Genomic DNA, 22,706 nt, shown 5'->3' with positions numbered 1-22,706 from the left:
CGGCGGCGCGGCGCGCTTAGGCCCTCGAGCGGGCTCTCGATCTTGGCAATCAGTCCGATCGCCACGCGACTGTAGCGGGCTGTCGTCTCAAGCTTGGAATGTCCGAGCAACGCCTGGATCACGCGAATGTCCCTGCCGCGCTCGAGCGAGCAGGTGGGTCGCGAAGCTGTGGCGAAGCGAATGCAGCGGGACCGTCTTGCGCAGCCCCGCGGCTTTGGCGGCCTCCTTGAACAACCGGCTGAACTGACGCGTGGTCAGTGGCTGACGTTGACTGCGACCGGGAAACAGCCAGCGCTGTTCGGGCGCGACGCCGTTGTTGGACGCGGTCGGCCCCGCCTTCCACCATTGCCGCAACAGCTTCAGGACCTCCGGCGGCAGCATCACGTGCCGGTCCTTGCGGCCCTTCGACTGCACAATGCGGATGATCTTCTGCGCGCTGTCGATGTCGCCCGCCCGCAGTCGCACCACCTCGCCGGCGCGCAATCCGCACCCATAGGCCAGCGTGAGCATCGCTCGCGCCTTCAGGCTCGTCGCCATGGTCAGGACACGCTTGACCTCCTCAGGGCTCAGCACCGGCGGCAGCCTCTCGGGCTCCTTGATGTGCCAGACCTCGGCCGCCAGATCGTGACGACGCAGCGTGACGCGGAACAGGAACCGCACCCCGGTCATGATCCGATTGCGGTTGCAGATGCTCATGCCGCTCTCGATCAGATGCAGCTGAAATAGCCGCACCTCGTCGGCGGTTGCCGTATCTGGCGAGCGTTTGAGCCAGGCGGCGAACCGCTTGCAACTGTAAATGTGGCCACGCTGCGTGTGCGGGTTGAGCTTGCGCGCAGCCATGTCTTCGATCATACGCTGACGCAGCGGACTGACTGTGTTGGTATCGCTCACGGAGAGCTCCTTCCTGAGTGAGGGTTGCAACACCTCGATTCTCAGGACGGGGCTCTCCAGTGCTACCACTATCCTCTCAACTGGCTACCGCCCCTCGGCTCTTGCTCCCGCGCAGCGGGCTGGAGCGCAGCGACTTTGTGCAATGGCCCTAAGCGGCGGCCCCGGCATGTCCGTTCGAGGTCTGCTCTCTGGGGGTGAAGCGGACCCGATATGCGAAGCGCCGGGAGACCGGCAAGGAGTAGAGAGTGCAAGTCTCTTACGATGAAGGATTAGCGATCCACATCGGCCCCGAGTCATGCGCAGGGTTTCGGCGAAGCGTTGACAGGGGAGCGCATCCTTCGGATCCTTCGCTTCCGGCGCGCCGGTCGCCTTGCCGGGCATCGGCTTGAGCTGGCCGGGCAGGGGCAACAGCTTCGGCACCTCCACGATCTCGATTGGCTTCGGCGGATCGGCCTCCAACACGGCCGGCTCGAGCTCGTCGTAGCTGATCTGCGGCGGCTTCCAAATGTTGGCTGTGCAGCCGGCGAGCGAGAGGGCACAAAGAGTTATAATGTGTGGCGGCCGCATCAGCCGAGCTCCTTCGACCAGTTGATGGCATGGACGAACACCCCGAGCGGGTTCTTGCGCAGCCGATCGGCGTCGTGTGGGGTCTCGATGGCGATTGTGACGATCGCGGTCCACCGCTCGGTCGCCGCCAGGCTATTGTTCTCATAGCGTCGTTCGACCCAGGCGATCCGGAACGAGTCCGGTGACGCGCGGATCACGCTGGAGACGTCGACCGCGACCTGAGCCTTGCCGATCCTGGCGAATGGATCGTTGGTGCGGGCATAATCGTTCAGCGCCAGCGCGCCGCGGTCGGTGATGAAGTCGTAGGCCTTGAGCCAGTTCTGCCGCAGGATGATGGGATCGACCCCGACCGAGCGCACCTGCTCGATGAATTGCGCGAGATACCAGGCGATCTGCACGTCCGTCGGCCGATAATCGGCGCTCGCCGGCGCCACCACCTGCGCCTCGCCTAGCTTGTCGACCTGCACCACCCACGGCACGATCGTGCCGCGCGTGGCTTGCCACACGAGAGCGGCTGCGAGACCCGCAGCGAGGGTGAGATTGCCAAACGCAATCAGCCGCCAGTTGCGCGCCTGCACCCGCGCGGATCCGATGCGCTCGTCCCAGACCTGCGCAGCTCCTGGTAGCGTTCGTTCCTCGCCATCATCGCCCAGGCCATCCTGGCGAGCTTATTGGCAAGCGCGATGGCCGCGACCTTGGTGGGCCGCCGGGCCAACAATCGCGTGAGCCATGGCCGGTGATAGTGCCATGGATCTTGGCGTAGCGGATTACGGCGAGCGCGCCAGCCGTGAACAGGCTACGCAAATAGCGATCGCCCTGCTTGCTGATGCTGCCAAGCTTGTCTTTGCCCCCGCTCGAGCTCAGCTTTGGCACGAGACCAACCCAGGCCGAGAAGTCCCGCCCGGATCGGAAGGCTTTGGGATCGGCAATGCTGGCGACCAGCGCTGTTGCCAGCGCCGGACCGACGCCAGGGATCGCGTCCAGCCGCTTGCTCGTCGTGTTTGATCGATGCCAGGCGATGATGCGGCGGTCGAACTCCAGGATCTGGGCCTTCAGCGCGCGCAATTGACCGCCAAGAGCAGCAAGGCACATCTGGGCGACCTGCGGGACGATGCGTCTCAGACGATGGATAAGCTGTCAGCATCACTGACGTGCCGCAGCAAAAAAATCTTTTTTGGCGCTATCACAATCCCGAGGAGGAAATTCTTAGTGAGAAGTCCGTTTATCTTCTCGGCCGCTCGGACCTAGAGCACCATTATGATCAAAACGCCAATCGCTACTGCTGCTGCGGCCGCAGTAGAACTTTGGTTCTGCGGAACAAGAACGTTGGAAATTGGAGGTGCCCCCAATGACAACAGAGATGCGGAAGACCGGTATCGACGTCGTTGGCGACATGGTGGCCTGGGGTGCCCACTTTTGCCTCTTTTATGAGACGAGAGAGGATCTCCTCGACACATTGATCGAATTCTTCAAGTCGGGTTTGGGAAGGGAGGAGTACTGCCTGTGGGTTGTTGCCGCGCCTTTTACGATCGAAGAAGCCACAGCTGCTTTGAAAGCCGCGGTGCCTGACCTGGGTCGCCACCTGGCGGACTCCAGGATGGAAATTGGGTCGGCAAGCGATTGGTTTCTCCAGGGCGGGACGTTTGATGGCAAGAGAGTGACAGACGCTTTGTATGAGAAGTTCGCTCGCGTATCGGCCAAAGGGTACGCCGGCATGAGAGCGACCGCGGATACCACCTGGCTATCAAAGAAGGACTTCTGGAGACACTTTTGCGACTATGAAGATGGTCTCAACGAGGTTATCGGCAATCAGAGCCTTGCCCTGCTGTGCACGTACCCGCTTGCGACGTGCGGAGCTCATGAAATCCTGGATGTGGTGCGTACACACCAGTTTGTCCTCGCAAGGCGACACGGGAATTGGGACATTGTCGAAACCGCCGCGCTCAAGCGAGCCAAGGCCGAAATCAAGGGGCTCAATGAGGAACTCGAACAACGTGTCGTAGAACGGACCAACCAGCTGATGTTAGCGTCGGAAGCGTTGCGTGAGGCGCAGACGCAGCTCGCGCACGTCAATCGCGTCGCAACGATGGGAGAGCTGTCGGCCTCGATTGCCCATGAAGTCATGCAGCCAATCGCAGCGACAGTTACCAATGCCGGAGCTGCCTTGCGCTGGCTAAATGCCCAGCCGCCAAATCTGGAGCGGGCCCGGGAGGCGCTCGGCAACACGGTCAAGGCAGGCAACCGAGCCACCGACGTCATAGGCCGGATCCGTGCCCTAATCAAGAAGGCGCCCCCACTGAAGGATACCTTGGAGATCAACGGAGCAATCCTTGAGGTCATTGCCTTGACCCGGGGCGAAATTTTAAAGAACGGCGTCTCGGTGCAGACACAACTCGCGGAGGGCTTGCCGCTCATTCAAGGAGATCGAGTCCAACTGCAACAAGTGATCCTCAACTTGATCATCAACGCCGTCGAAGCGATGAGCGCGGTCAGTGAAGGGGCGCGAGAGTTGCTAATCAGCACCGGAAAAGATGCGTCGGGCGGGGTGCTCGTCGCCGTGCGGGATTCGGGCCCGGGACTGAAGCCGGAGAGTTTTGACCGCCTGTTCGACGCATTCTACACCACCAAGCCCGGTGGCATGGGCATGGGATTATCGATCTGCCGATCGATCGTCGAAGCTCATGGGGGACGAATATGGGCCGCTCGTTCGGCCGGCCCGGGTACAGCCCTTCAATTTACCCTGCCAACGGGGTGAGACTGTAAACGCAAAATTGCACTCGTCTTCGATTTTTGCGACTGTCAGACGCGGCATACGAAGCGGTGTCAGCTTGCCGCCCGCGATCTTTTGCAGCCGCGATTAAACGATCGCACTGGCCGATTCGGATACGCGTGGTAGTTGACGTTCCGAACGAGTGCCTGGAAAGGAGTATCCGTGGAGGGGGCGGTCGGAAGAGTCTTTGGCGACGCGCACGATCCTGATAGCAGGTCCCAGGCCAGGGTCTCCTTTTGAGAGGCTTTCGATATCGATCTTGCTGCCCATGTGACCGTCCTCCACTTGCCCTGCGGATCGGCCGCGCTGATGCCATTCTACGCGCAGGGGAATAGCATACGCACGGTAGTTCCCTTGTTTTCCGCGCTCTGGATATTGATCGTTCCATTGCAGCGTTCGACAAGGCGTTTGACTTGCGTGAGACCCAACCCCGTGCCTATGCCGATTTCCTTCGTCGTGAAGTAGGACTCGAAGGCTCGTTCGAGCACGTCCGGGCTCATGCCGGTCCCATCGTCCGAAACCGATATCTCGACCCAGGGAGCATCTATCTGCACGCAGACGTTCCGCGCGCAAACACTGATCGTCCCACCTTCGGGCATCGCGTCGCTTGCATTCTTGCAGAGATTGAGTAGTGCAAGATGGAGTTCCTCCGGATCAGCTTGGAATTGCCTGAGGCCCGGGTCGATGTGCGTGTCGACAACAACGTCAGCGCGTAGCGCCTGGTCGACCAGATCACCGATGTCCACGATATCGTCATGGGAGACCGGCCGAAATGTGCTGCAATACGGACGACTGCTATCGAGCAGTTTGCGGCTGAGCGACGCGCCGCGCTGGATTGCGCGGCGGAGCCTTTCAACGATCACAGCGCGATCTTGCGCGTCGGTCTTTGCCTCAAGCAGCCGCAGGCCTCCGTCGATAACTGCCAAGAGATTTGCGATGTCATGGACGAAGATCCTCGTGGTGTCTCGATCGATGTCTGCGGGCCCGCAGATCGGAATATCGATGGAAATGATCTTGCGCAGGACACCGGTGATCTCTCCATCTGCTCCCTGCAAAGGGATCTCCGCCCGACCATTACGGACATTTGCAGATGTCGCCCCCGTCACGGCGGAGAGATCCATCGCGAACGCTCCGTCTCCCATAGGAACAGGGGCCGCATCTGGTAGCGAAAGAATAGCTCCCAATGCTGACTTCAACGTTTCTCGCAAGCTCACGACCGACATTCCCGTCTCCATCAAGTTCTCGTCACAGCGCCGACACGCGACACTTCGACGAGAACGACCTTGGACCGATTTGGAGACATCGGTCGACATAAGTTCTATATCTCTACGTTATCGTGGCACCTCGCGAGGCGCGGGTCCCACCGCGCGACACCCGCAAAGGGGACCTTACAGTCAATCGACTTGAAAGGAACAGGCGCGTCCGATAAACGGCAGACGAGCGCAGTATCCTCGAATCGCGAGCGATAGGTTGGAGCGCACGCGAGCGCGGCGATAACGGCGGCGAAGATGCTCGGCTCGCCAAACCAGAAGCCCGGTGATCTTCAAGGTTGATCTCAGTTGCTTTGTGACGGTCGTCAACAGGTCACGAGCTCTTCGGACGTGACTCTCTTTGCATCTATGGCTGTAGGCAATGACCTAGGAACCCTATCCTCTAAGGGGACGTCCTGTGGCAGAGCGCCGGGATATTGGGATGCGGGGTGATGGAATTGCGCTCAATGCGCGTGTCAGCAGCGGCACTACATCCATTCCCATTGGGAATTGAATCGATGCCTACCAATGTTTCCCAGCAAAATGATAGAGGGTACGAGCGCGTAGGATCGACCGGAAGCCGACGCTTGGAGACCAGAAGCGTGAACGAGACCGAAGGGCAACTGCTTTCTCTGACGACGAAATAGCTATGTTGGGGGATGCTATAGTCCATGTCGTCGACGACGACGACCTCATGAGGCATTCGATCGGCGACCTTCTGCGATCAGTCGGTTACACCGTGAAGCTCTACGGTCGTGCGGAGGATTTTCTTGCCGCCGATCCAGCTGATGTGCCTGGATGCGTGATCGTCGACGTCAGGATGCCGGGGCCCAGCGGGCTCGAACTGCAGGCGCTGCTCGTTCAGCGTAATAGCCGTTTGCCAATTATCCTGATGAGCGGCTATGGCGATATCCGCATGTCGGTGCAGGCAATGAAGGCGGGCGCTGTTGACTTCATCGAAAAGCCTTTTCGCGATCAGGAGATGTTGGAGGCAGTTGCCAATGCGATCCGAACGTGGACGCCGCCATCGGCGGCGCCGGACCGGCTGTCGGAATTGCGCAAACGATACGAAAGCCTGACCGCACGTGAACGCGAGGTCATGGCGCTAGTGTGTGCAGGCCAAATGAACAAGCAAATCGCGGGCGCATTAGAGATCCAGGAGACCACCGTGAAATTTCATCGGAGCGCGGTCATGACGAAGATGATGGCCAGCAGCCTCGCGGAATTGACCCGGATGGCGGCACTTCTGGAAGGCGAGGAGTAGGTGCTCATCGAAGCCTGTCCAAAAGGACAGGTCTAACCTCAGCCGTGGGAGAGTAGGCGAGCGCGTCGAATAGGCGCAGTTTCGCTTCATGAACAAGAAAGCTCTCATCTGCGTCGTCGATGACGATGCCCTCCTCCGGGAGTCGTTGAATTACCTGCTGCGTGCTGCTGGCCACGAAGTAGCCTGCTTCGGGAGCGCGGAGTCCTTCCTCGATTCCGAGGAGAGCGAGCGCTGTGACTGCGTGGTCGCGGACATCGATATGCCGGGGCTGTCCGGTATCGATCTCGTCGAGCGCGTCGTCGAGATGTCGGATCCACCTAAGGTCATTCTCATTACCGGGCGCCCTGAAGAGTCGTGGCGCGAACGCGCGATGTACTCCGGAGCGGTCGGGTTTTTCAGGAAGCCAATCGAGGCGCAATCGCTGCTCGACATCGTTCAACGGAGTGTTGCCGCATAACGGACGTCCAGCCGGATCTCGTTGGCGAACGAAGTCCCCTGACGAGAGCCCGCTTGACGGGCTAGCTGACGAAATAAGAAGGAGCCACCATGGAATTCCACCAAATTCGGTATTTCGTAGCCCTTGCTAAGTGCATGAATTTTACTCGGGCGGCCGAACAGTGCAACGTCTCCCAACCCGCGCTGACTAAGTCAATTCAGAAGCTGGAGTACGAACTTGGTGGCGCACTGGTTTTCCGTGAAAGGCACCTCAGCCAGTTAACAGACCTTGGAAAGCTAATGCTGCCAACGCTGGAGCGGACGCTGCTCGCCGTCGAGGAGGCTCGCACCAATGCTAAGAAATTCAAGCGGAAGAACGTCGCCACACTCCGGGTGGCCCTGACACCGATGATCTCGGCGTCGATCCTGGCGAAACCGATCGCCGCGCTCACGACCCAGCTATCGGGCCTCCAAGTCGATCTGGTCGACGCTGATTCCTCTAACGTCTTCGAAGGCTTACTGAGCGGCGATGTCAGCGCCGCCCTGGGTAGCAGCTGCATTGGGCCAACGCCCGAACGCATCGAGCGTTTCAGCTTGTTCCGCGAAAGAGTCTTTGTCGCATGCGCCGAGGGAAGCCGGATGGCAGAGGAGTCCACCGTTAGCCTGAAGGATCTGCGATCCGCAAAATGGCTCGAAGCGATTGACTGCGAGATCTACCGCGCGTTCCGCGAGCACCTGTGCGAGGGGCAGGTCGCACAGCCCGGGCACCGCGCGCAAGGGCTGCAGCACCTGCAGCACCTAGTTAGCGCAAACCTTGGCGTTATGCTAACCCCAGAGCACGCGCCAGCACTGCCGGATGCTGTCGTCCGTCCTATCGTGGACCTCGACTTCAAACACACTGTTGAGCTCTTTGTTGTCGGTGGACGCCAATACTCGCCTGCGCTCGAGGCTTTTATAAAGATTTGCAGGCGATTCGATTGGCAGACGCTGCTAACAAAGGCGCAGGCGAGGATAGCGCCAAATACAGATCCGTTCACCACCATGCCCCGACGTCAACGTGACGCGGAAGTCGTCCGCATCACAGCTTAGGGTGGAGCGACGCACGGCCTCTAGCGCTATAGCCTCGTCGCTATCGTTTCGATACGACTGCCCGTCATGCGGCCATTTCCCGACTTCCGTCCAATGGCAGAGTACGAACGCCCGCTCACATGTTCGGATTGCGGCGTAGACGCGCCACGAGGCCCCTCAATTGTCCCAGCGAGTAGCTCGGGGAGGTCCGGCTTTCAAAAGTCATAGAAAGCCGTTGCTTGCGTGGCTTGTCATGGCGACGGCCGTGGATGGTGCGGAAAGGGCCTCAAATGTGACGGAAACAGTGGGTTCGCAAACTACTAGATCGACCCAGATGATATCAGGTGGAAGCTCGGATGAGTTCCCGCCGATCATCGACTCTGTTGCCATGAAGTTTTAGCACGGGAACGCCGACTTCTTGCAACTGGATCGGTCTAGAGAATATCGCAGGAGGTCCGGGTGTGTCAGCCAACAACCGGCCGGGTTTGCGAAACATCCTGTCATCGATTCCATAACCAAAGGGAAGTTGCAGTCCCTGGAGGTCGATGGGAAATCGTTCCGGCTTACCTTGACGGATGTGTTGGCAAACTCACGGGATCCGAAGACTGGGTGCACGCGCAGTGAACATTGGTCATCGTTTGAGTGATTGATGGTCCGGGTTTTGGCGCACCAGCTGGGCCCTTCGACGGTGCGCGCTGCCAGTCAACCGATGTGCGGAGTAACGATTTGATCAAGCGACACATAGAGACACTACTCCATCAGCAGAGCGCCCGCGCATGCCCGCCAATCCCTTCATTGATCTCAGGCGTTCCTGACCGGAAACACCAACGACTATATGCATCGGGGGGCTAGCGCTACGTGATCCTGGCGCTGTTCTGGGTGCTCACGATTGCCGCCATCGGGGATGGCCGAGCGAAATTGGCAGAAGGATCCGACGCAACGCACCGGCCGTCATCTGGGTGTCTGGGTCGTCAGGGTCTCATCGGCAGCCTGTGGTTACGGGGCATGTTATGGAAGCTACCGCTGCCGGCGTCCGATGGACTGCAATACTGGATCGAGCAGGAGTCAACCAATGTGGCATTCGAGTTTCATCGTACGTTCCTGAAGGATGTCGTGCGGCCTCACATGACGATCTTTGGGCCTCTTGTTGTTCTGGCCGAGCTGGTGTTTGCGGGATCGATGATCCTCGGACTTGCGGTGCGCTTTGCCGGCGTCCTGGCCGTCTCCTACAGGGTGCAGCTCTGGCTTGGCCTCTACGGCAACGCCTCCGAATGGCCGTGGACCTATGATGAGTTAATCTCTTGAATGAACGAGATCGACAGTGGGAAACAACGGAATAGATGTCCTATGGAGAGACGGCGAACGCATATTCTGTCGAGAATGGCGAACAAACAGTAATGGCGAGCAAACGACGGTTTTCACCGTCAGCAACTTGGCTGCGATCCCATCCGCTGACAGCCTGGCCCGTCTCTCTCATGAATATGAATTAAAAGATCGGCTTCACGGCGCATGGGCGCTTTGCCCTCTCTCGCTCGTCAATCGAAGTGGGCGCGTTGCATTGCTCCTCGAGGACAATGGCGAGGAACCTCTCGAGGCTCTGCTCGGGACACCATTTGAGCTTGGCCGCTTCTTGAGGCTCGCCGTCAAGTTGACTGAGGCGCTCGCCTGTGTTCATCAACAGGGGCTCGTCCATAGAGACCTGAAGCCCGTGCATATTTTCATTGCGCTCGGCGAGGAGCATGTCCGGTTGACCGGATTCGGAATCGCGACACAGCTACAGCGCATGCGGCGTATGTCCGGACTGCCCGAATATGTCGCGGGCACTCTTGCCTACATGGCGCCGGAACAAACTGGCCGCATGAATCGCTCCGTAGATGCCCGTAGCGACTTGTACTCGCTCGGTGTGATCCTCTATCGCATGCTAACGGGCACGCTTCCATTTAACGCGTCAGAACCTGGCGAGTGGATTCATTGCCATATAGCGCGAACGCCAGTACCGCCAGAACAGGGACTAGCTGACATTCCGGCCCAAGTGTCGAATGTCATCATGAAGCTGCTCGCGAAACCCGCGGAGCATCGATACCAGACGGCAGTCGGTCTCGAACATGACCTGCGGCGCTGTCTTGTGGAATTTGAAACGAACTACCAGGTTGTTCCGTTTCCGCTAGCAGAGCTAGATTTATCAGACCGTCTGCTCATCCCTGAGAAGTTATATGGCAGAGAGAAGCAGATCGGAACGCTTACGACGGCTTTTGATCGCGTCGTCCGGAGCGGCACTCCCGAGCTGGTACTGGTATCCGGGGGCTCCGGTATCGGCAAGTCTGCGATTGTTGGAGAACTTCGTAAGGTGCTGATGCCAACGCACGCGCTATTTGCATCAGGAAAGTTCGACGAGCGGAGGGGAGACATTCCGTACTCGACATTGGCACAGGCCTTCCAGGGGCTTGTTCGCCAATTGCTCGGGAAAAACGAGAACGAGTTACGAGGATGGCGCAACGCTTTTCTGGAATCAATCGGACCAAACGGCAGGCTCATTACCGACCTCGTGCCTGAACTCGAGCACATTATCGGTGAGCAACCGGTGGCACCAGAACTCCCTCCTCAACAGGAAAAAGGTCGCTTTCAGCTGGTATTTCGTCGGTTCGTCGCGGTGTTTGCGAGACCGGAACATCCGCTAGTGCTTTTTCTCGACGATCTGCAATGGCTCGATGCTGCAACGCTGGACGTCATTGAGGATATGACAATGCGGCTAGACCCGCGTCATATGCTTCTAATCGGTGCCTTCCGCGAAAATGAGGTCGATGCGCTTCATCCGCTTTCACGGACACTGAAATTAATGAGAGATGCAGGAACCGCAGTCACTGAGATTCGTGTCGATGCCCTTGAGCGCCATCATTTGGCGCAGTTGATAGCGGATGCGCTGCACTGCGGTCTCGAACGCGCCTCATCGCTTGCGCGGCTAGTGCATACGAAGACTAATGGTAATCCATTTTTCGTGGGTCAGTTCTTGAATGCTCTGGTCGAACGCAACGCGATTGTTCCCGATCGCGCTTCGGGATGTTGGCATTGGGATGCCGAAAACATTCAGGCGTCGCGGCACACGGAGAACGTCATTGAACTGCTGGTCGAAAAGATCAAGCGTCTTCCGGACGCGTGCAAGGAGGCCCTACAGGAGCTTGCATGTCTGGGCAACAGGGGAGATGTTCTGGTCATCTCCAGAATTCGACAGTCAACTGAAAAAGATGTGGATGCGGATCTATGGGAAGCATGTCAGTTGGAACTTATAGAACGCTTGCCGGATGAGTACCAGTTTGTCCACGATCGGATACAGGAGGCCGCGTACTCGCTCATACCCGAGCAAATACGCGCACAAAAGCACCTGCAAATAGGAAGACTTCTCGTTGCACATACTCCCGCGGCGCATCTCGAGAAAGCGATCTTCGACATAGTCGGGCAACTCAATCGGGCCGTCAGTCATATCGTGACGGGCGAGGAACGCGAGCGACTGGCTAACCTTAATCTGATCGCCGCCCGGCGTGCCAAAGCATCGTCAGCTCACAGTTCTGCACTTAAATACCTCATCGCGGGGGCCGCTCTAGTAGAGGGGAATAGTCAGCTTCGTCTACGCGATTTGACATACGCACTCGAATTCGAGCGTGCAGAATGCGAATTTCTGACGGGTGAATTACTGGCCGCGGACGCGCGCCTCGCGAGGCTGTACACCCTTGCCGTCGGTACAAAGGAGCGCGCCGCGGTCACCTGCCTGAGGATGGATATTTGCACCGCAAATGGGCAGAGTGATTGTGCGATCGCTATCGCGCTGGACTTCCTGGCGCACGAAGGCATTCACTGGTCTGCCCATCCTGCGGACGAGGAGGTGCGCCGGGAGTACGACCAGATCCTGCATAATCTGAACAGCCGGCCGATTGACGAGATCCTCAGGGCCCCATCCATGGAGGATCCAACATCGTTGGCTGTCATGGAAGTATTAATAAAGGCGCAGACGCCTGCCATGTTCACGGACCTGAACCTCGCGTCGCTAGCAGTCTGCAGGGCAGTAAGCATCAGTCTCGCGCATGGCAATAGTGATACGTCGTGTTTTGCCTATGTAATGTTCGCGCGCGTTGCCGGCCCACGTTACGGCCAGTACGACGCGGGTTTCCGGCTTGGTCAAGTAGGATTCGACCTCATCGAACGGCAGGAAAACAGGCGATTCCGTGCGTCGACGATTTTGGTGTTTGTGTTCACCGGCCTCCGCTGGATCAAGCACGTTCGGTCGAGTAATGCGTTGATCCACCGCGGTTTCACGGATGCAAACAATATTGGAGACCTGCTGTATGCCTCGTACGCTCGGAACAACCTGAATTCGCATCTTCTCTTTGCGGGCGACCCATTGGACCATGCCGAGCGCGAAGCCGAGTGGGGACTCCATTTCGTACGAAACGCACGCTTTGGGCTTGTCGAACACATCATCGCGACTCAACTTGCATTGATCAAGGCGTTACGTACGTCAGGTAAACAACCTGCTTGCCTCGGCTATGAGGACATGGACGAGCACCAGGTCGAGCAATACCTGTCGAACAGCCCTGGCTTGGCTATCGCTCAGTGCTGGTACTGGATTCGCAAATTGCAGCTGCGTTATCTGATCGGGGATTATCCGGCCGCGGTCGATGCGCTATCGAAAGCACGCACGCTGCTCTGGACATCCTCGCTTTTTCTCGAGGAAGCGGACTTTCATTTTTATGCGTCGCTTGCGCTCTGCGCATCGCTGACCGGTAAGCCGATCGAAGAACGTCAGCGGCTGTGCGAAACGATCGCTGCTCATCATCGACAGCTCGAGATCTGGGCGCGGAATGGCCCGGAAAACTTCGAGGATCGGGTCGCGCTCGTCGGCGCCGAAATAGCGCGCCTCGAGGGACGAGACCTCGACGCGGAACTCCTTTTTGAAAAGGCAATTCGCGCCGCGCAGTTGAACGGCTTTCCGCACAACGAGGGCCTTGCCAGCGAACTCGCTGCGCGCTTTTACACTGACCGCGGCGTGGAGATTGTCTCACACGCCTATTTGCGCAACGCCCGCGGCTGCTACCTTCGCTGGGGTGCCAACATCAAGGTCCGGCAACTCGAGGAGTCGCATCCGCATCTAATTGCACACGAAACCATCACCTCACCCGACACTACTTTCGGCGCGACTGTCGAAAGTCTGGATCTCGGCACTGTGCTTAAGATGTCAAAAGCGCTATCAGCCGAAATGGACTTCGAGAAGTTGATCGACACGATCATGCGAATGGCCATGGAGCATACCGGTGCTGCACGTGGTCTGCTGATGCTTTGGCGAAAGACAGGTTTAAATGTCCAGGCCGAAGCCGTCACCTCGAGCGACTCGGTCACGGTCAGGCTCTGTGATGAGCCCATAAACGATACGACCTTGCCCGAATCGGTTCTCAATTACGTTGCGCGCACAAGGCGCAATGTTTTACTCGACGATGCTGTGTCGGACGTTTCGTTTTCCGCCGACCCTTATGTTAACGCGCACCAAGCACGCTCGGTGTTGTGCCTTCCGCTGGTCAACCAAGCCAATCTGATCGGAGCCATATACCTCGAAAATCACCTGGGCCCGGGAATCTTCGCATTTAGCCGGATTCCCATGCTCAAGCTGCTTGCATCGCAGGCGGCGATCACGCTAGAGAACGCCCGGCTGTACCGCGATTTGTTCGAACGCGAAAGCAGGATCCGGCGTCTCGTGGACGCCAATATCATCGGAATTTTCATTTACGGAAGCCAAGGCACCATCACTGAAGCCAATGACGCATTTCTTCAGATTGTCGGATGCGACCGCGATGACTTTCAGTTCGGCGAAGTGCGGTGGACAGACCTGACTCCTCTGGATTGGGCCGAACGTGACGAGCAGATTTGGGATTCCAAGCTGAAACGCGACGGAACGTTACCTCCATTCGAGAAGGAGCTTTTTCGCAAAGACGGCCGCCGTGTCCCGGTATTGCTGGGCATCGCCAACTTCGAAGGGAGTATGGACGAAGGTGTTGCCTTCGTGCTGGACCTGACTGAGCAAAAGCGCGCTGAAGCTGAAGCCAGCGAAAGCGAGTCGCGATACCGGGAAGTGCAATCGGCGCTCGCCCATGCAAACCGGCTGACGACAATGGGGCAACTGCTGGCGATGATCAGTCACGAGGTGAAGCAGCCTCTCGCCGCGACTATCACACTTGCGGACGCGGGGCAGCGCTTTTTGGATGGCGCCGATCCGAAAGTCGACGAGGCACGACAGGTATTCTCGCGTATCCGACAGGGCGGAATTCGGGCGAACGATGTCCTTGATCGCATTCGTAGTCTGGTCAAAAAAGCGCCGCAGCAAAAGGAGACACTTGATATTAATGCGGCAATTCACGATGTCGTCGCCCTTTCACGGGCGGAAGCGAGTCGCAAGGGCGTTACTATGCAGACGCAACTCTGCGAGGCGCTACCCCTCGTTGAAGGAGATCGGGTTCAACTGCAACAGGTCGTACTAAACCTCGTGTTCAATGCGATCGAGGCGATGGGCGAAAATTATGACGGTCCGAGGGATTTGGTCATTAGTACCAGTCGGAGCGACGATGAAAGTGTTACAGTTGCTGTGAGCGATACGGGCCCCGGTGTCACTCAAGCGGACATTGAGCGGATCTTTGAGCCCTTCTACACGACAAAAACATCGGGCATGGGGATGGGTCTGTCAATTTGCCGCTCTATCGTGGAGGCGCACGGGGGAATGTTGCGCGCATTCACTAGTGCGCGACGAGGCGTAACTTTTGAAGCTTCCATACCCTCGAAGAAGGTCGTGTCCCCGGTGATTGTGTAGCTCGGTAGAGCAAAGCCGTCCGCACGAGCGCCCTCCTGCGCATTCCCAAGCTGCCATGGCGCCGTAGCGGGCGGGCGGCTAGTGCATGGATAGGTCGCGGCAGAATCTGAGCGTGATGGACAGAACTCTGATTGAAGATGCGCGAGGTGGCCACAGCAGCCGCAGCAGGCGAAACCGCCGCGATGCGACCGCATCTGATGAGATCAATGATAAATGGTTATCGGACAGATAATCACAAGGCATTTCCCTTTATCCTGCGGCGGCGGCACCACTTGTTCGCGGTGTGCGCGCCACTGCCTACGCCGCCACTCCGACACTCGAAGAAGGTCCACAATCAGGAGGCCATAAATGCCAGTAAAGCAGCCGGTTCTCACGCCGCCCGGGGGCGGCAAGACGGTGAAGTCCAGTGCGGGTTCGAGCATCGAGCTGAAAGTGGAGAGCAGCCAGTCCGGAGGCGAATATGGCACTGTCTTGTGGACGCTGCGGGCCGGTGAGGAGCCGCCGCTGCACACCCACACGCGCGAGGACGAGCTGCTCTACGTGGTGCAGGGGAAGCTAATCGCGCGGGTCGGCGATGCCCGCGTCGAGGTGGGGCCGGGCGCCTACGCGGCTCTTCCCCGCGATGTGCCGCATACGGTCGAGGTGGTCGGCGATCAGGCGATCCTGCTGGTCAGCTTCGTGCCGGGTGGGCTGGAGCGCTTCTTGGTCCCCCGGGACGGCGAGAAGCCGGATCCGGCCGCTTTCGGCCTGGCGTTCCCCTAGGGGCGTGGACCGGGACGCGCGGCGTTCGCGATCGAGCGCCTGCGCGGGCCCGGACGCCCGCCGCTCCCGACCGCGCCAAATGATTGATTGCACCCGCTCGCCGATCGGCGGCATCGCACCGCCGTACAGCGGCGTGTCGCGTGATCTGCGGCTAATTTCACGTGGCAGCACCGGCATGAACTGGAGGTGGAGGTCCAGACGATGCTGTCCTGGGAGCCCGAGCGCATTATCTTCGCGCACGCCCGTTGGCACGACGCAAACGGCGCCGCTGACCTGCGCAACGCATTTAGGTGGCTTTTGAAGGAGTCACAGTGAAACGCATGCGCCACGTGCTCTCGTCGGATGCTGGGCGCATTCCACGATTTCACGCTATGCGAACGACGAGCGGCCGACGCTCGGCGGGACTCACGGATTGGTCTTGAGGCTCTTCGCAAAATGTTCAACGAACGCGCGCGCCGCGAGTTTCGCTCCACGTCCGGCCGGGAATATGGCGTTTACGTCGGCGGCGCCCATGTTCCAATCCTTAAGGATCTGCACTAACGCACCCGACTTGAGTTCGGCGCGACAGCCCCAGAGACTGCAAGCCACGATCCCGATTCCGGCGACGCCGCCAGCCACGGCCGCTTCGTTGATGTTCCCCGACAGAGGAGCTTCCACCTTTATGGAAACGGTTCTTCCGTTCTTCTCGAAGCAACAGATGCCATTCGAGCCCGGGACACCAATCAACACGGGATGTCCGGACAGATCGTTCGGCGTTTTCGGGTAGCCAGCCCGTTTCAGGTAGGCCGGCGAGGCGGCGATGAGTAGAGGATTTGATCCTACCCGTCTTAGAGTCGCGGAGGAATCCTCCAACTTTCCGGACCGGATCGCGACGTCGATCGCGCTCCTGATAAGGTCTTGGCGACCGTCGTCCATCGCCAAATCGATCCGCAGCGCAGGGTGCTTCGAAATGAAGGCGGGAAGTCGCGGTATGACCTCCCGGATCGCCATGCTAGGCGACAACCCTATCCGGAGCACGCCGCGAAGTACGCCCTTGCCGTGAATGGCTTGGGTCGCTTCTTCCAGAATGGCAAGCGCGGGCTCGACCTTCGCGAGGTAGTCCGCCCCGGCTTCGGTGAGCACAACGGCCCTTGTCGATCTCGCGAAGAGGGCCGCGCCTACCTCGCGTTCGAGCGACGCGATGTGTCGGGACGCCGAAGGTTGCGAAAGTCCGAGATCCTTGCCGGCACGCGAGAAGCTACCGGTATGTGCGACACGGACGAAGAGTGTTAGAGCAAGGAGGCGATCAGTCATCTCGTCTTTGCGCAGCGATTGGTCATGTTCGAGCTTAGTCCCGGATCCAACTTATGCGAAAACCGAATGAGTGGCGAGCGTCACAAGGCGGTGAGCTTCACGCCTCCCGGTGTATAGCCCGACGAGGGCTATCAGGGCTAGGGCGGTCGAAACGTACGGCGTGCGGCGTACGGCGCACGGTGGGCGAAAACGGCTGAAGCCGCCCCAATCCTTCGAGCGGAAAAGACCCCAGCTCTCTCCGGGCGCGGGGTCAAGAGCTGCCGACGCGTCCGTAGCCGCTGGTCATGGCGCGCTATTCCGAACCGGTCGCTGCTTGCTTTGAACCTTTGAGAGCAGCGAAGAATTTGCCGATGAGTGGTAGTCGGAGTTCAAGCCTATTGAAAGAGCACGATGGCGACTAATGACAACAGCACAACCGATTCCGAAGTTAATAGTCTGGCCCTCACCTTACGGAATGTCGGGCTGTACCATTGCCGCGATCCCGCTTTCTATCTCGGGCGCAAGTGTGGCCTGTGCGGCGTCAACTTGGAGATCTGCCCAGCGCATCTTTTTATAGTTGAAGCCGGCGGGTAGAGTGGGCTTCACCACCATGAAGTAGGGCGATAGATCGAAGTCGCGCGGCGCATATAGAGACGAATGACGGATTTCGGCGATCTCGCACCGCCCGGACTTGTTCTCCATGTGCGTGATGTTGGGCAGGATCGGGTAACGCACGGCGTCGAATGCCTGCGCAATCAGAGACGAACAGATGATCCGACGCGAATCGCCGGAGCCGAGCGCGATGTTTCGTCGACGCCGACCTTGCGTGAATGGACAAGGGAATAGATAGCGCATGAGGTCGATGACATTTTTGAAATCGTAGCCGAGACCTATCCGTTCGAATGCGTAGCGGCAGACCTGCTCGCGGTCCGCATCGCTCAGGCCGACTGGCCGGCATATGCGGGTTTGGCAATGCAAATACTTCGACAGAGGGGCCGACACGACCCCTTCGTCGATATTGGCTTCAATCAGGACGTGCGGCTCGCCGCCATTTGTGGCGCCCGATATCGGTCCGACGTACAACGCCGAATGCGACCATGTCGACTGAGTGATATATTTGATGCTGCTGGAAATACGACCTTTGCCCTCGACCAGCAGGACGTCGCCGGGTTGAAGAGTGTGGCGTAGGGCGGTCGTTGCATCGTCCGAAGTGAGGGGCTCAGACCGATTGGCCGGCTTCTGCAGCCGGGCGATCAAACGTTCGACGTTGTCGAACATCCAGCCCATCACTCTTTCCTTTCTTTTGGCCGTTCCCGTATGGCAGTTCCGGACGACTGCTCCCTCTTAGCCAAGCCTATTCAGGAAAGACGGACCGGACCATTGCACTGAGGTCCATCTGCGCAATGCATTTGTCTGAAACGATCATACCAAAGGATACGATTGACCACTCCCAGTGTTGGGAAAGCCGCACTTGGTCCGGCGGCTGCTATCGACGCTGCTCTTCATCGGGCGCACGTGCGAGATCGCGGGGTGGAGCGAGGTGACCAATGAAGGCACTCGACGCCTCTATCGACTTTGCACTGGGGCTAATTTCGAGTTTTGACCTTCGGCGTTTCACCTACGTGCAAGGGTCATGTCGCTTCAGTGGATAACAATTGGCAGGCAGGACCGCCTGGCTCCGTCGAGAATGGCTCAAGAACCAATGCGCATGACCGCGGAAGGTTAAAGCCGTTCAAACGTAACCGGCATGAGCCCCCCACCTGGGCATCGCGCGACTGAGCTGCGATAGATCGTGGCATGAACTGTTTTTTGGAGGTGGGCAATGGCAGATGCCATGCATGAAGCCATGCTTGATGCCAGGCAGGAAGGCGGCTCCTATCGTCGGATCGAAGTGATCACGGGGCAGCGTCGGCGACGGCAGTGGACGGCGGAAGAGAAGGCGCGGATCGTGGCGGAGAGCTTCGAGGAAGGGGCCAATGTTTCTGAGGTGGCTCGGCGCCATGGCGTTGTCCGTGGGCTGCTGACGGTGTGGCGGCACAAGTTCGCGACGGCAGCGGGCCTTCAGGCGCCGGGCTTCGTGCCGGTCCAGATCACATCCGAGAGCGGTCCGGCGGCGACAGCAGAGGAGCCGGACCGCTTAGCGTCCGCGCATAAGGAGCTGCCGCAGATGGCATCGCCCCGAGGCAAGCTTGGCGGGATGATCGAGATCGAGGTGGGAGGGGCACGCATCCGGGTCGAGCCAGGAGTGGAGTTGGCGACACTTTCGACGGTGCTATCGGCGCTTCGGGGCATCCGTTGATTGCATTACGGTCAGACCTCAAGGTGGTGCTGGCGGCACAGCCGGTCGACTTTCGCAAGTCAGTGCACACGCTGTCGGCGCTGGTGAGCGAAGCGCTGCGTGCGAACCCGTACTGCGGCGACGTCTTCGTGTTTCGCAGCAAGCGCGCGGACAGAGTGAAGCTTCTGGCATGGGATGGCAGCGGCATGGTGCTGGTGACGAAGTGGCTGCACCAGGGACACTTCACCTGGCCTCCGATCCGCGACGGCGTAGTGCATCTAAGTGCCACACAACTCGCGATGCTTCTCGACGGACTTGAGTGGACGCGTATTTCACCCAAGCCTGTGAAGCAGCCGACCGTTGTCGGCTGAGAGACGAAGATTTTGCTGGAGCCTGTGATACGCGGATATATCGTTCGATCATGGCGATTCGTCCCGAAGCTCTTCCGACCGACGCAGCGGCTCTGACCGAGATGGTGCTTGCGCTTGACGCCGAGAACGAGAAGCTGCGTGTGGCGATGCAGACGCTGAAGGAGATGATCTTCGGCAAGCGCTCGGAGCGGCTGGCGGCGGTCGTGGCCGAGCAGCTCGCGCTCGAGCTGGACGATCTCGCGACCGACGTCACACCGCCTGCGTCGGCCAACGACGATGTGTCTGCGACGAAGCCGGCTGCGATCCGCGCAAAAAGGCGAGGCGCAACATCGGCGCACTGCCCAAGCATTTGCCGCGCTGCGAGCAGGTGCTCGAGCCGGAGACGACAGCGTGCCCGTGCTGCCAGGGCCTTCTGCACAGGATCGGCGAAGACGTCAGCGAAGTGCTGGACGTCATCCCTGCGATCCTGCGCGTGCTGCGCACGATCCGTCCCAAATATGGCTGCCGCGCCTGCACCGACGGCGTGGTCCAGGCGAAGGTGCTGCCGCGCCTGATCGAGGGCGGCATGGCCTCGACGGCGCTGGTGACCCACGTGGTGGTGTCGAAGTTTGCCTGGTATCTGCCGCTGTACCGCCAAGTGCAGATCCTGGCCGGTCAGGGCATTCATCTCGACCGCGCGACGCTCGCCGGCTGGGTGAAGCGTGCGGCATGGTGGCTCAAAAGCCTTTATGAGCTTCAGTTGCGGACGATCCAGGCTTCGCCGCGGCTGTTCTGCGACGAGACGCCGATGCCGGTGCTCGATCCCGGGCGACATCGCGCCCGTATTTGCCAGTTCTGGGCGCATGCGATGGATGATCGCCCATGGGGCGGCCCATCGCCGCCGGCGGTTGCCTATGTGTTTGCCGATGGCCGCGGCACCGAGGAGATCGCCGGCCAATTGACCGGCTTCTCCGGCATTCTGCAGGTGGATGGCTATGCCGCCTACAAAGCGCTTGCGCGTGGTCATGGCGGCGCGATCCAGCTCGCTTTTTGTCTCGCGCATGCCCGACGCAAATTCGTCGAGGTGTACAAGACAATGCAGTCGCCGTTCGCCCACGAGGTGATCGAGCGCCTGCAGGCGGTTTACGCCATCGAGGCCGAGATCCGCGGCTCCAGCGCCGAACAGCGGCTTGCCGTCCGCCGCACCAAGACTGCACCGCTGGTGGAGCAGCTGAAGGCGCGGCTGACCTCGATGCTCGACCAGCTGTTCTCCCAGTCGAAGCTGACTGAGGCCATCAACTATACGCTCAATCACTGGGACGGACTGACGCTGTTCCTCCGCGATGGCCGCGTCGAGGTCGATTCCAACAGCGTCGAGCGTTCCATGCGCCCGATTGCAATGGGAAGGCGGAACTCATTGTTCAGCGGTAGCGAGGGTGGCGCCGAGAGCTGGGCAATTCTTGCATCGTTGGTCAATACGGCAAAGCTCCACGAACTCGATCCGCAGGCGTATCTGGCCGATGTGCTGGAGCGCATCGTCTCCGGTCAGACCAAGAACCACCAGCTGCACGAACTTCTCGCCTGGAACTGGAAGGCGGCCCAGGAGCTCAGCGCACGGGTGGCTGCATGAGCCGACGCCACCGTTCGTCATCATCATCTTCCTCATCATCGATGGCAGCAGCCGCGATGCCGCTCGACAAACTTGAGCCTTGGCTGCAGGCTCGCGCCGAGCGGCATCCCGTCGCCACGAGTCTTCCCATGCTCGACGGCTATGTTGCCGCGATCGTGGCCGGGCCGGTGTCGATGAGTCCACTCGACTGGATCTGTCCGCTACTCGCCATCGACGCCGACGCATTCAACCATGGCGGAACGCCGGAGTTCGCCGCGATCTCGGCCGTCGCGCTGCGCCACAACGACATCAGCAACGGTCTTTCCACCGCACCCCATCGGTTCGCGCCGACCCATGCCCGCAAGCCGAATGGCGACGTTGATGCGCGGCCGTGGTGCCAGGGATTCCATGCCGCCATGCAGCTGAGACTATCGGCCTGGGCCCCGCTGCTTGACATCAGCAACATACACCACGGCTTGCTCTTGCCCATCCTGCTGCATTGCGTCGACGATCAAAGGCGTCCACTGCTGGGACCGCCAAGAAAGGGCCGCGAGACCGAAGAGTTCCTGCGCAACGCCCACGCCGACATCCCAGCCGTCGTCGAGGCCATGCGCCAGTATTGGATGCCGACCCGCTACGCTCGCGCGCGCTGATCACCGCCGACGTGGAAGCTCATACCGGTTACGTTCAAACAGACGTTCGCCTTCCTCAAACCGGAAGCATGTTGATCACTGTACCAAGAACAAAGCACAGCGACCCGATCAGATAAAGCCAGTTCGCTAAATTGCCCATGCGACATCCCGTCGATTGGCCGGCTGGGGTTCTGCAGCCTTGTTCATTTCAGGATCTCTCCTCAGGAGAACGCAGGGGAAGTTTATCCTTACGGCGGACACGTCGGCGTATCGGTCCAGGACGCCGTCGCAAAAGCGCTGAGGTGTGGTGCGGGAAGCTTTGACGTGTAATATCGGTAGCGGTCTGCTCCATGATATGAATCGTACGTTGGATTGCCCCAACTCGAACTATCGGCGAGAGCCTCAGTAGGAAGCATCGGGATGACCCCGCGGCGCCCAATAGCGCGTGTTGATAATGACTGTCCACCACCGACGAGAATGACCTTCTAGCGCTGGCGAGGGAAATCACGTCCCGCTATAGAGTCGATAAACGATCGTTATTGCCGACGCGATCGGCAGGTGCCATAGCCAGGAACTCAACTGGCGCCAACTGCAGAGACTCCATTGCCACCGTGGACCAATCGATGTTGCGCGTGCCGCTGCATTGACCTAGACCATCTTGATCATGACGCAGCTGCTACGGTCGACTTGTCGTGCACCATCTTCCCACAC

15 protein-coding genes and 2 pseudogenes are annotated in these 22,706 nt (G+C 59.4%); 11 read left to right on the top strand and 6 right to left on the bottom strand.

Annotated features, from left to right (window positions below):
• Positions 1-87: 87 nt before the first annotated feature.
• The 3 genes and pseudogenes from P6U23_RS32075 to P6U23_RS32065 all read right to left on the bottom strand — a co-directional run bounded on the left by P6U23_RS32075 (position 88) and on the right by P6U23_RS32065 (position 2,550).
• Positions 88-891 (bottom strand): tyrosine-type recombinase/integrase, encoded by an 804-nt coding sequence (locus P6U23_RS32075; RefSeq protein ID WP_407176348.1) that lies wholly within the window; start codon positions 889-891, stop codon positions 88-90.
• A 566-nt stretch (positions 892-1,457) separates the two neighbouring features.
• Positions 1,458-2,075, bottom strand: a pseudogene (gene trbF / locus P6U23_RS32070) (conjugal transfer protein TrbF); the annotation flags it as partial.
• A 25-nt stretch (positions 2,076-2,100) separates the two neighbouring features.
• Positions 2,101-2,550, bottom strand: a complete 450-nt coding sequence (locus tag P6U23_RS32065; RefSeq protein WP_407176347.1) for a transposase — start codon at positions 2,548-2,550, stop codon at positions 2,101-2,103.
• Positions 2,551-2,806: 256 nt separating this feature from the next.
• On the opposite strand from P6U23_RS32065, the gene P6U23_RS32060 reads away from it, so the two are divergent.
• Positions 2,807-4,213: an MEDS domain-containing protein gene (locus tag P6U23_RS32060; protein ID WP_407176346.1), complete on the top strand. Its 1,407-nt coding sequence runs from the start codon at positions 2,807-2,809 to the stop codon at positions 4,211-4,213.
• A 332-nt stretch (positions 4,214-4,545) separates the two neighbouring features.
• Here the strand turns inward: P6U23_RS32060 and P6U23_RS32055 are convergent, their stop codons facing one another.
• A complete protein-coding gene (locus P6U23_RS32055; RefSeq protein ID WP_407176345.1) occupies positions 4,546-5,451 on the bottom strand; it encodes a sensor histidine kinase in 906 nt (301 codons plus the stop codon).
• Between the two features lie 721 nt (positions 5,452-6,172).
• Here P6U23_RS32055 and P6U23_RS32050 point away from each other — a divergent pair.
• The 6 genes from P6U23_RS32050 (at position 6,173) to P6U23_RS32025 (ending at position 15,854) form a co-directional block, all read left to right on the top strand.
• Positions 6,173-6,742, top strand: a complete 570-nt coding sequence (locus P6U23_RS32050) for a response regulator transcription factor (protein WP_407176344.1) — start codon at positions 6,173-6,175, stop codon at positions 6,740-6,742.
• A gap of 88 nt (positions 6,743-6,830) precedes the next feature.
• The gene (locus P6U23_RS32045; protein ID WP_407176343.1) at positions 6,831-7,199 is read left to right on the top strand and encodes a response regulator transcription factor; all 369 of its coding nucleotides are present in this window, start codon (positions 6,831-6,833) and stop codon (positions 7,197-7,199) included.
• An 89-nt stretch (positions 7,200-7,288) separates the two neighbouring features.
• On the top strand, positions 7,289-8,266 hold the full coding sequence (locus tag P6U23_RS32040; RefSeq protein WP_407176342.1) for a LysR family transcriptional regulator: 978 nt from the start codon (positions 7,289-7,291) through the stop codon (positions 8,264-8,266).
• Between the two features lie 837 nt (positions 8,267-9,103).
• Complete coding sequence (locus tag P6U23_RS32035) at positions 9,104-9,550, top strand: hypothetical protein (RefSeq protein WP_407176341.1); 447 nt, start codon at positions 9,104-9,106, stop codon at positions 9,548-9,550.
• Between the two features lie 16 nt (positions 9,551-9,566).
• Positions 9,567-15,092 (top strand): AAA family ATPase, encoded by a 5,526-nt coding sequence (locus P6U23_RS32030; protein WP_407176340.1) that lies wholly within the window; start codon positions 9,567-9,569, stop codon positions 15,090-15,092.
• A gap of 348 nt (positions 15,093-15,440) precedes the next feature.
• The gene (locus tag P6U23_RS32025) at positions 15,441-15,854 is read left to right on the top strand and encodes a cupin domain-containing protein (RefSeq protein WP_407176339.1); all 414 of its coding nucleotides are present in this window, start codon (positions 15,441-15,443) and stop codon (positions 15,852-15,854) included.
• 405 nt (positions 15,855-16,259) lie between these two features.
• On the opposite strand, the gene P6U23_RS32020 is transcribed toward P6U23_RS32025, so the two are convergent.
• Complete coding sequence (locus P6U23_RS32020) at positions 16,260-17,147, bottom strand: LysR family transcriptional regulator (RefSeq protein WP_271587663.1); 888 nt, start codon at positions 17,145-17,147, stop codon at positions 16,260-16,262.
• Between the two features lie 447 nt (positions 17,148-17,594).
• Positions 17,595-18,413 carry a YiiX/YebB-like N1pC/P60 family cysteine hydrolase gene (locus tag P6U23_RS32015; protein WP_407176338.1) on the bottom strand — a complete coding sequence of 273 codons (819 nt, stop codon included), beginning with the start codon at positions 18,411-18,413 and terminating at the stop codon, positions 17,595-17,597.
• Positions 18,414-18,948: 535 nt separating this feature from the next.
• Here P6U23_RS32015 and tnpA point away from each other — a divergent pair.
• From tnpA to P6U23_RS31995, 4 genes and pseudogenes are all read left to right on the top strand, one after another.
• A complete protein-coding gene (gene tnpA / locus P6U23_RS32010) occupies positions 18,949-19,425 on the top strand; it encodes an IS66-like element accessory protein TnpA (protein ID WP_407174548.1) in 477 nt (158 codons plus the stop codon).
• Complete coding sequence (tnpB, locus tag P6U23_RS32005; RefSeq protein WP_407174547.1) at positions 19,422-19,775, top strand: IS66 family insertion sequence element accessory protein TnpB; 354 nt, start codon at positions 19,422-19,424, stop codon at positions 19,773-19,775. The genes tnpA and tnpB overlap by 4 nt, the downstream gene beginning before the upstream one ends.
• 50 nt (positions 19,776-19,825) lie before the next feature.
• Positions 19,826-21,384: pseudogene (tnpC, locus tag P6U23_RS32000) on the top strand (IS66 family transposase).
• Entirely contained in the window at positions 21,381-22,016 is a 636-nt protein-coding gene (locus P6U23_RS31995) for a UPF0149 family protein (protein WP_407174545.1), read from the top strand. The pseudogene tnpC and the gene P6U23_RS31995 overlap by 4 nt, the downstream one beginning before the upstream one ends.
• Positions 22,017-22,706 lie beyond the last annotated feature (690 nt).

The organism is Bradyrhizobium sp. STM 3562 (assembly GCF_045571435.1).
Taxonomy (GTDB): Bacteria; Pseudomonadota; Alphaproteobacteria; order Rhizobiales; family Xanthobacteraceae; genus Bradyrhizobium.
This window is presented reverse-complemented; position numbering and strand designations above follow the sequence as displayed.